This window comes from Stenotrophomonas sp. PS02289, from assembly GCF_029960115.1.
Classification (GTDB): Bacteria; Pseudomonadota; Gammaproteobacteria; order Xanthomonadales; family Xanthomonadaceae; genus Stenotrophomonas.
In genome coordinates, this window is record NZ_JASCOZ010000165.1 from 1 (window position 1) to 9,734 (window position 9,734).

7 protein-coding genes are annotated in these 9,734 nt (G+C 65.7%); 5 read left to right on the top strand and 2 right to left on the bottom strand.

From position 1 onward, the window contains the following. Nucleotides 1–234 precede the first annotated feature (234 nt). A complete protein-coding gene (locus tag QMX83_RS17625; protein ID WP_282297947.1) occupies nucleotides 235–1,308 on the top strand; it encodes an alpha/beta hydrolase in 1,074 nt (357 codons plus the stop codon). A gap of 86 nt (nucleotides 1,309–1,394) precedes the next feature. Here QMX83_RS17625 and QMX83_RS17630 read toward each other — a convergent pair whose 3' ends face one another. Together QMX83_RS17630 and queD are read right to left on the bottom strand one after the other, a co-directional pair. Then, nucleotides 1,395–1,727 carry a phasin family protein gene (locus QMX83_RS17630; RefSeq protein ID WP_282297948.1) on the bottom strand — a complete coding sequence of 111 codons (333 nt, stop codon included), beginning with the start codon at nucleotides 1,725–1,727 and terminating at the stop codon, nucleotides 1,395–1,397. 229 nt (nucleotides 1,728–1,956) lie between these two features. Next, a complete protein-coding gene (queD, locus tag QMX83_RS17635; protein ID WP_282297949.1) occupies nucleotides 1,957–2,310 on the bottom strand; it encodes a 6-carboxytetrahydropterin synthase QueD in 354 nt (117 codons plus the stop codon). Between the two features lie 188 nt (nucleotides 2,311–2,498). On the opposite strand from queD, the gene QMX83_RS17640 reads away from it, so the two are divergent. From QMX83_RS17640 to QMX83_RS17655, 4 genes are all read left to right on the top strand, one after another. Then, nucleotides 2,499–5,144: a TonB-dependent receptor gene (locus tag QMX83_RS17640; RefSeq protein WP_282297950.1), complete on the top strand. Its 2,646-nt coding sequence runs from the start codon at nucleotides 2,499–2,501 to the stop codon at nucleotides 5,142–5,144. Between the two features lie 43 nt (nucleotides 5,145–5,187). After that, nucleotides 5,188–7,740, top strand: a complete 2,553-nt coding sequence (locus QMX83_RS17645; RefSeq protein WP_282297953.1) for a M14 family zinc carboxypeptidase — start codon at nucleotides 5,188–5,190, stop codon at nucleotides 7,738–7,740. 188 nt (nucleotides 7,741–7,928) lie between these two features. Then, nucleotides 7,929–8,723 carry a DUF4198 domain-containing protein gene (locus tag QMX83_RS17650; RefSeq protein ID WP_282297951.1) on the top strand — a complete coding sequence of 265 codons (795 nt, stop codon included), beginning with the start codon at nucleotides 7,929–7,931 and terminating at the stop codon, nucleotides 8,721–8,723. Nucleotides 8,724–8,748: 25 nt separating this feature from the next. Next, a complete protein-coding gene (locus tag QMX83_RS17655; protein WP_282297952.1) occupies nucleotides 8,749–9,606 on the top strand; it encodes an EF-hand domain-containing protein in 858 nt (285 codons plus the stop codon). The last annotated feature ends 128 nt before the right edge of the window (nucleotides 9,607–9,734 follow it).

Here is a 9,734-nt window from a genome sequence, read left to right on the forward strand (position 1 = left end):
CGAGGCGGGTGCGGTGTTTGTGTTTGGATTGCCGGTGTGATGCCGGGCGCGTTGGTATGGCGTTGACGCGCATGGCGCGTCACTACGTGGGTCCGGCAGGGGTAGGGTCGGTCGATAGACGACCGCCGTGAACGTCTCCGCGCCCGGTAACGCGTGGAAATGGCCGGCGCAGTGGCATGATCGCCTCCTGACCCATCAACCCCCGGTATCCGCATGCGCCTTCGGCTTTGCCTTATGTCGTTGCTGTTCACCTCACTTCCTGTGCTGGCGGCCGACACCTGCCCTGACACCGCCGCCCTGGAACCCGCACGCGCGGTCGTCCGCGATCTGCAACGCATCACCACCCCCAACGGCATCCAGGAGCACTACGCCACGCCGATCGGCGGGGTGAAGCAATGGCTGACCATTCGCGGCCAGGACCGCGCCAACCCGGTGATCCTGTTCGTGCACGGTGGTCCGGCCAGCCCGTCCACACCGAGCATGTGGCAGTTCCAACGACCGTGGGAGGAATACTTCACGGTGGTGGACTGGGACCAGCGCGGGGCCGGCAAGACCTATGCGGAAGCGCCACCGGAGCAGATCAAGCCGACGCTGACCATTGACCGTTACGTCGATGACGCCATCGAAGTGGCCGAGCACCTGCGTACCCACCTGGGCCAGCCCAAGGTGATCCTGATGGGGCACAGCTGGGGCACCATCGTGGCGTTCAAAGCGGCGCTGAAGCGCCCGGACCTGTTCCATGCCTACGTGGGCATCGGCCAGATCATCAACCAGGTCGAGAATGAGAAGATCAGCTTCGACTACGGGCTGGCGCAGGCCAAGGCACACGGCAACGCCAAGGCGGTCGCGGCACTGGAGGCGATTGCACCGTACCCGGGCAACACGCCGATCACCCGCGAGCGGATCATCGTGGCGCGCACCTGGCCGCAGTACTACGGTGGACTCACCGCCTACCGCGATGAGTCGCGCTATTACTTCGGTGCGGCCAGGCTGTCGCCGGAGTACAGCGACGCGGATCGCTGCAACGTGGACAAGGGCAGTGTGCTGTCACTGGATCCGCTGCTGCCGCAGATGCTGAAGGTGGACTTCAACCCGGTGAAGCAGTTCCCGGTTCCGGTGGTGATGTTCATGGGCCGCCACGATTACACCACCCCGACCGCGCCGACGGACCGTTGGCTGAAAGCAGTGGATGCGCCGTTCAAGCAGGCCGTGTGGTTCGAGCATTCCGCGCACATGGTGCCGTGGGAAGAGCCGGGGAAGACCTTGATGACCCTGGTGCAGGTCGTGCGGCCATTGGCGGAGCGGTAAAAAAAAGACCCGACAGAGGGAGGGTTCTGTCGGGTCTGGGATCACGTGGGGGGAGGGACCCACGCGATATCCGTTCGGTTGTCGGCTCAGCGTTTGGCGGCGAAGGGTTGCCGCGCCAGTTCGCTCAGCGCTTCAGTAGCTTTCAGTCCCAGGCCAACAACTTCCTGGTGCGCGGTGGTCCAGCGCTCCAGATTGTCCTTGGCCAACTGCGCACCCTTGGGCAGCAGCTTGCCGGGTTCGGATGACTGCACGATTTCACCGAAGAACCCGCTGGTGGCGGTGATGTTCTTCTCCAGCGTCTTCAACTGCACGCCGAACATGCTCTCGGCGTTTTCCAGTGCGAGCCGGTTGGCACGCGTGGCCGTGGCGGCCAGCTGGCGGGTGTAGTCGCTGAAGGAATCGGTGAACGCGGACGCCATGGGAGGACGGCTCGTGAACTTGATGCAATGCAGCATACGCCGATCATGATGCGTTGCAACATATTTTTACTGAACTGGTCCGATTTCTTTAAAAGATCTTTTGTATCAGTGGGTTGCACCACTGCTGGCGGGCGATGCCGACAACCCGTGGGCCGGCCAACGGCCGGCGCTACCGGAATTTGCGCATGGCAGGGACCCGTAGAGCCGGGCTTGCCCGGCTGCTCTTGCCTCACCCGCGGTACCGGCACCCGGACGTGCAGGTCTCATGCACGGTCACTTCGCTCAGCTGCGGCAGGCTCGGCTTGAGCTCGTTCCAGATCCAACGCGCCAGCACTTCGCTGGTCGGGTTCTCCAGGCCGGGAATGTCGTTGAGGTAGTGGTGGTCCAGGCGGTCGTAGATCGGCTTGAAAGCCGCCTTCACGTCGCCGAAGTCCATGATCCAGCCGGTGTGCTCGCCCGGCTCGCCTTCCACCTTGAGTTCCACCCGGAACGAATGGCCGTGCAGGCGCGCGCACTTGTGGCCCGGCGGCACGTTGGGGAGGCGGTGGGCGGCCTCGAGGGTAAAGACTTTGAAGATTTCCATGCGCGCATTGTAGCGGGGCCGCATGACCACGGCGGGTCCTGTCACCCTGCATTGGTTTCAAAAGAACATATCCATCCGGATGAAGCGATGATACATTTCGTTATATCCGCATGAAGCGATGTTATTGGCTCGTTAACGGCCTGGCATGGATTACTGCGGAACTGTCGTTCACCACCCCACTGACGTACATGCCCAAGCACACCCTTCTCGTGGCCGCTCTGTCGGCCGCTCTGGCTACGCCTTTGTCCGCATTCGCCGACGCCAGCCCGGATGCCGCTGCCAGCGGTGCCAGCAAGACCCTCGATGCGGTCCGCGTGACCGGCTCCAACATCAAGCGCACCGACACCGAATCGGCCAATCCGGTGCAGGTGATCGGCCGCCAGGAGATCGAAGCAACCGGCAAGGCCACCGTCGCCGACCTGCTGCGCTCGATCTCGGCCAACACCGGCAACGCCAACAACGAGACCACCAACAACGGCTGGGCCTCCGGTTCGGCCGGCATCGGTCTGCGTGGCCTGTCGCAGAAGAACACGCTGGTGCTGCTCAATGGCCGCCGCCTGGCCAACTACGGCTTCCCGGCCGGCGGCCTGTCCGACACCTTCGTCAACCTCAATGCGTTGCCGATGGTCGCGGTGGAGCGCATTGAAGTGCTCAAGGACGGCGCGTCGGCCGTGTACGGCTCCGATGCGGTAGCCGGCGTGGTCAACATCATCACCCGCCAGGGCTTTGAGGGTGCCGAGCTCGGCGGCAGCGTCGGCACTGCCGACCAGGGCGGCCTGGACGAGCAGAAGCTGAAGTTCGTCGGCGGCATCGGCGATCTCGACACCGACGGCTACAACATCCTGGTCAGCCTGGAAGGCTACAACCGCGAGCGCCTGGACCAGGACGACCGCGACCTGACCAAGAGCGGCATCTACACCGACAAGCCTGGCGGCCGCTGGAACGGCTGGTCGGCCAAGGGCGCGCGCTATCTGGTCAACGGCGTCTCGGTGCCGATGCTGGATGCCAACGGCAACTGCCCCGAAAACACCACCCTGGTGGCCAGCGCGCCGATCGATGGCCTGGCCGGCGACACCTGCGGTTTCAACCTCGCCCCGTACACCACGCTGATTCCCTCCACCAAGCGCTACCAGGCCTACGTCAACGGCACCTTCCGGGTGAACGACAACGTCGAAGCCTTCGGCGAGGTGATCTACAGCAACATCAAGGGCGAAGCCTGGTTCGGCAGCAGCCCGTTCTTCACCCTGGAAAGCGGCCGCTTCGCACTGAACGCCGATACCGGGCTGGCTGAGCCGGTGTCCTCGAACCTGCCGGCGAGCAATCCGTACAACCCGTACGGCCGCGCCATCCCCATCGAGTACACCTTCTTCAACCTGGGACCGTCGATCAAGACCAACCGCTCGCAGGCGTATCGCGGCGTGGTCGGTCTGCGCGGCAGCCTGGAAAACTGGGACTGGGAAGTGGGCGCGTTCGGCGCGCGCAGCAGCGAACGCGAAACCGTCTCCGGCGGCTTCGCCAACCGCTGGGCGCTGGCCGATGCGCTGGCCACCGGCAGCTACAACCTGCTCAATCCCTCGGCCACGCCGCAGGCGGTGCTGGATGCGATCAACCTGAGCACGCTGCGCCCGGCCGAATCCGTGCTGCAGGGCGTGGACGCCAAGATCTCCGGTGCGCTCGGCAGCACCTGGGCCGGCGAAGTGGGCTTTGCCGCCGGCGTGGAATGGCGGCGCGAGAAGCTGGATTCGGAGAATCCGTGGCAGATCGATGCTGGCCTGCAGGTGCGCCCGGCGATTGCCGAAGTGCATGGCGAGCGCAAGGTCACCGCCGCCTATGCCGAAGTGAACGTGCCGCTGGCCGAGAAGCTGGAAGTGCAGGCGGCTGCGCGCGCCGACCACTACAGCGACTTCGGCGACGCGTTCTCGCCCAAGCTGAGCCTGCGCTGGCAGCCGCTGGACTTCCTGCTGGTGCGTGCGGCGGCCTCCAAGGGCTTCCGCGCACCGTCGCTGTCGGAAAACTCCAACAGCACCAGCATCGCCTACGGCAGCGTCATCGACCCGCGCGATCCGGACGTGCCGGGCTCGCGCCAGAACCCGACCTTCTTCACCGTCGGCAACAGCGATCTCAAGCCGGAGCGGACCCGCAGCTACAACCTGGGCGTGGTGCTGTCGCCGTGGAGCAACACCAGCCTGAGCGTGGACTACTACCGCATCGAACTGGAGAACCTGGTCGGCACCAACAACACCCAGACTCTGGTCACCAACGACGTGCCGGGTGCCGTGCTGCGCGACGAGCGCGGCAAGCTGCAGGCCGTGTACAACCGCTACCAGAACCTGAGCGAGCTGAAGACCTCCGGTTTCGACGTGGAACTCCGCCAGCGCTTCCCGACCGCCAGTGCCGGTGACTTCACCCTGAGCAGTGCCTTCACCCACGTGCGCGACTACAGCCGCCCGACCGTCGTCGGCGGACCGCTGGTCGACTACGCCGGCAGCAACCTCGGCGCCACCCTGCCCAAGAACAAGGCGACCACCACGCTCGACTGGGCGCTGGGCGACTTCCGTACCGCGCTGACCTGGTACTACACCAGCGGCTACGACCAGAAGGCCAGCGCCGCGGCGACGGCGGTGCAGGACCGCGTGGATGCCTACAGCCAGTTTGACCTGTACCTGGCCTACACCGGCGTGGACAAGCTGACCCTATACGCGAAGGTGCAGAACCTGGCCGATGAAGAGCCGCCGTACGACGCCTCGTTCCCGGGCATCCGCGCGCCGTATGACTTCAGCCAGTACGACCTGCGCGGGCGCTACTTCACCTTGGGTTTTGATTACCGCTTCTGATTGGGGGTTTGTTGTGTCCTTGTACCGAGGTGTTTCCGGTCGCGTGCGTTGGGTGTTGGCATCGGTGTGGTTGTTGGCCGCACCGGCGTTCGCCCAGAGCGACTACTTCTTCCCGAAGGCGGGTGAGTTCGATCCGTCCATTCCCACCCCGCAGCAGTTCCTGGGCTACGAGATCGGCAGCCGCTACACCCGTCATGACCAGCTGGTGGCGTACTTCGACGAGCTTGCGAAGCATTCGGACAAGATCAAGGTCGAGCGCATCGGCACCAGCTACGAAGGCCGCCCGCTGCTGATAGCGACCATCACCTCGGCGCAGAACCAGCAGCAGCTGGAATCGCTGCGCCGCCAGCACGTGACCCTGGCCGACCCGGCGCAGCCGCTGTCGGCCGCCGGCAGCAGCCCGGTGGTGGTGTGGCTGGGCTACAGCGTGCACGGCAACGAGACCTCCAGTGGCGAAGCCGCACTGCTCACCGCCTATTACCTGGTGGCCAACCGCAGCCCGGAAACCGCGCAGTGGCTGCAGCAGGCGGTGGTACTGGTGGACCCGGCGCAGAACCCGGATGGCCGCGACCGCGCGGCCAGCTGGCACAACGCCTACGCCTCGTTCCCCGCATCGGCCGACCCGGCCGACAAGGAACACGTGGAGCCGTTCCCGCAGGGCCGCACCAACCATTACTTCACCGACCTCAACCGCGACTGGCTGGCACTGACCCAGCAGGACACGCGGCCGAAGATCGCGTTCTTCCACCAGTGGTATCCCAACGTCCAGATCGACTTCCACGAGATGGGCAAGGACAGCACGTACTACTTCGAACCGTCACCGGCGAGCATGCACAGCCCGCTGATTCCGGCCGCGTCGTATGAGTTCAACAAGACCCTGGCGAAGTACCACGCGCAGTCGCTGGATGCGCTGGGTTCGCTGTACTACACCGGTGAGAACTTCGATAACTTCTCCCCGGTCTACGGCTCCACCTATCCGGACTTCCACGGTGCGGTCGGCGTGACCGTCGAACAGGCCAGTTCGCGCGGCCGTGTGCAGGAGTCGGTGAACGGTCTGCTGACCTTCCCGTTCACCATCCGCAACCAGGTCGCCACTGGGCTGGGCACTGTGCGTGGTGCTGTGACCGAACGTGATGGACTGCTGAAGCTGCAGAAGGACTTCTTCCAGTCCGCGCTGAAGCAGGCCGGCCAGCAGCCGGTGAAGTCGTTCGTGTTCGGGGATGCGCACGACCCGGGCCTGACCCGCCGTCTGCTCGACCTGCTGCTGCAGCACCAGATCACCGTGCAGCCGCTGACCAGCGCGTTCACCGTGGATGGCCAGCGCTTCGAGCCGGGCAGTGCCTACGTGGTGCCCACGGCGCAGCCGCAGTTCCGCCTGGTGCATTCGATCTTCGCTGAAACGCCACCGATCAAGGGCGACGTGTTCTACGGCAGCACCTCCTACGCGATCGCACCGGCCTATGGCCTGGCGTTTGCTGGCAGCCGCAGCCGCGTTGCCGGGGGCGAGCGCATCACCGCGCTGCCGGCGGTGCAGGGTGGGGTGAGTGGCGGTGAAGCCGGGTACGCGTATGTCTTCGACTGGCGCGATTACAACGCCAGCCGCGCGCTGTACGCGCTGCAGGCGAAGGGATTGCAGGCACGTGCCGCGTTCCAGCCGTTCACCGGCAGCACCGGCAATGGCGAACAGGCGTTCGCGCGGGGCAGCGTGGTGATCCCGGTGGCGGGCCAACCGCTCAGTGGCGCGGCCCTGCGCGCTGCCGTCGATGACGCCGGTCGCAGCAGCGGCGTGCAGATCCAGGCGCTGGCCAGCGGGCAGAGCCGCAGCGGCATCGACCTCGGCAGTGACAGCGTGAAGTCGCTGCGCAAGCCGGCGGTCGCGCTGGTGATGGGCGAGGGCGTGAGCGCCACCGAAATCGGTTCGGCCTGGTTCCTGCTTGACCAGCAGTTGCAGTTGCCGGCCAGCAAGATCGATCCGGCGCAGCTGGGCAAGATCAACCTCGACCGCTACACCAGCATCGTGCTGGCCGGCGGCACCTACACCGGTGTAGACGCCGCGGCGGTAGCCGCACTGAAGCGCTGGATCAACGCGGGTGGTTCGCTGGTGACCTATGGCACCGCCTCGCGCTGGGCGATCGAGCAGAAGCTGGCCGATGAGACCCTGGGCCAGGAAGAGCAGGCTCCGGACAGCGCCCGCCGTGCCTTCGGCGACCAGCGCGACATCGCCGCCATCGAGCGGGTCAGTGGCAACATCCTCAGTGCCGAAGTGGATACCAGCCACCCGCTGGGCTTCGGTCTTCCCAGCACGCAGCTGGCGGTGAACAAGGAAAACGGCATCAGCTTCAAGCCCAGCCGCAATCCGTTCTCCACCGTGGTGCGCATCGATGACACCCCACGCGTGAACGGCTATCTCTCGGAGAACAACCGCAGCCGCGTCGCCGGTACCGCCTGGTTGCTGGTATCGCCGCAGGGGCAGGGCAACGTGGTGTTGTTCGCCGACGATCCGGCGCACCGCAAGTACTGGCACGGCACCGAGCGCCTGCTGTTGAACGCGGTGTTCTTCGGCAACCTGTTGAACCCGACCAAGCCTCGCGGCTGACAAGGATCGACCACGGATGCCGCTGGGGCACCGTGGTCGCTGGTTTCGTAGAGCCACGCCCTGCGTGGCTTCGCGGTGCCAACCAGGTCCAGCACAGCATATGTGAAGAAAACGTATTGCGAATCATTCGCAACAGGCATACGATGTCGCCCGCCGGGATTGCCCGATGCCATCCGCGAGTGCCTGCCATGTTCGTCCGCCCGTTTGCCGCGCTGCTGCTGGCCGCGCTGGCCCTGCCTGCTGCTGCACATACGCCGTACCTGGCCCCGGCCAGCTTCGAGGTCCGCCCCGACAGCGTGGTGACCCTGGACGCCAGCTTCGCCGAAACCTTCTTCGTGCCCGAAGTGGTGTTCGACAACAGCACCTTCGCCGTGACCCTGCCTGATGGCAGCAGCACCGCACCCGACACCGTGCATCTGCTCAAGACCCGCGCGGTGGTCGAACACACCCTGCCGGGGCAGAAGGGCACCTATCGCTTCAGCACCGGCAATCGCCTGGGCGCGGTATTCCGCACCTGGGAAGTGAACGGCAAAACCGAATCCAGCCGTGACCCGGCCAAGCCACTGCCGGCCGGCGCGAAACTGACCAGCCATTACCAGAGCCTGTCGCGTTCGGAGGTCTACCTGACCGCCGGCGGCCCGACCACCACGGCGCTCACGCCTTACGGCAAGGGCCTGGAGCTGGTGCCGGTGACGCATCCGAACGATCTCTATCAAGGCGAGCAGTTCGACTTCAGTGTCCAGTACGACGGCAAGCCGCTGGCCGGGCAGAAGGTGGAATTCCACCGCGCGCTGGGCGACGGCCAGACACAGCCTGCGCCGGTGGTGGTGACCACCGATGCCGCCGGCAAGGCGCGCTTCGCACTGACCGACGCCGGCCGCTACCTGGCGCTGATCCGCTATCGCGGTCCGGCACCGGCTGGGGCCGCCGCGCCGATGTACGGCAACAACTACACGCTGAGCTTCCGCGTTCTCGAACCGTAACCGCCACACTCACTGGGGGACCACCATGAAGACCATCCGACTCACCGCTGCCGTGCTGGCAGGGGTGCTGGCCAGCGCCGCCCACGCGCAGCCGGCGCCCGCCGAAAAAGCGCCCGCGCTGTCGCCCACCGCCGCCGCCTTCCTCGCCCAGTTCGGCGAAGACGACGCGCAGAGCCTGACCTGGGCGCAGTTCGAGGCGTTCCGCCAGCAGCGCTATACCGCCACCGACCGCAACAAGGACGGTACGGTGGATGCGCAGGACTACGCCGACGAATACCTGCAGCGCTTCGATGCACGTCTGGACAAGGCGCGCGCCGGTCACCTGAAGCAGACCGATACCCGCTTCAAGGCACTGGACCGTGACAAGGACGGCCGGATCAGCCGCGCCGAGTTCGACGCCGCCGGCGAACGCACCTGGGCGGGCTACGAGAAAGCGCAGAACGCGACCCGCGAAGACGCCGCCGCGACCAACCGCGATCCGCTGAAGATGCCGACCTCGCACACCGCCAACGGCATGCTTGAACTGTATGACCAGAACAAGGATGGCGTGGTCGACCGCGCCGAGTTCGATGCCGTGCGTGCGGCGCAGTTCACCGCCACCGATACCAACGGTGATGGTGCCCTGAGTCTGGCCGAATACACCGCCGAGTTCGAACAGCGCCTCGACGCACAGCGCGTGCGCGTACGTGCCGATGCGGAGCGCCAAGCCAAGGTGCGCTTTGGTGCGCTGGACACCGACAAGGACGGTCGCATGACCTTCGCCGAGTACCAGGTCTCGGGCAAACGTCTGTTCACCCGTGCTGACAGCAACGGTGACGGCGTGGTCGACGCGCGCGACCCGGAGCCGGCCGCCGGTTCGCATTCGGCCAACGGCAACCGTTGACCCATCCGGCACCGCGTTCGACTGCAATGCCTGCATTCACCGCCATCGAATGCAATGCCGTCAACGTTCGCAATCCCGGTAGCGCCGGCCGTTGGCCGGCCCAAGGACCGCCTGGGCCGGCCAACGGC

Coding starts and splice junctions, on each gene's coding strand:
- QMX83_RS17630 (WP_282297948.1), bottom strand. CDS start 1,727: ATGGCGTCCGCGTTCACCGATTCCTTCAGCGACTACACCCGCCAGCTG.
- QMX83_RS17655 (WP_282297952.1), top strand. CDS start 8,749: ATGAAGACCATCCGACTCACCGCTGCCGTGCTGGCAGGGGTGCTGGCC.
- queD (WP_282297949.1), bottom strand. CDS start 2,310: ATGGAAATCTTCAAAGTCTTTACCCTCGAGGCCGCCCACCGCCTCCCC.
- QMX83_RS17625 (WP_282297947.1), top strand. CDS start 235: ATGTCGTTGCTGTTCACCTCACTTCCTGTGCTGGCGGCCGACACCTGC.
- QMX83_RS17640 (WP_282297950.1), top strand. CDS start 2,499: ATGCCCAAGCACACCCTTCTCGTGGCCGCTCTGTCGGCCGCTCTGGCT.
- QMX83_RS17650 (WP_282297951.1), top strand. CDS start 7,929: ATGTTCGTCCGCCCGTTTGCCGCGCTGCTGCTGGCCGCGCTGGCCCTG.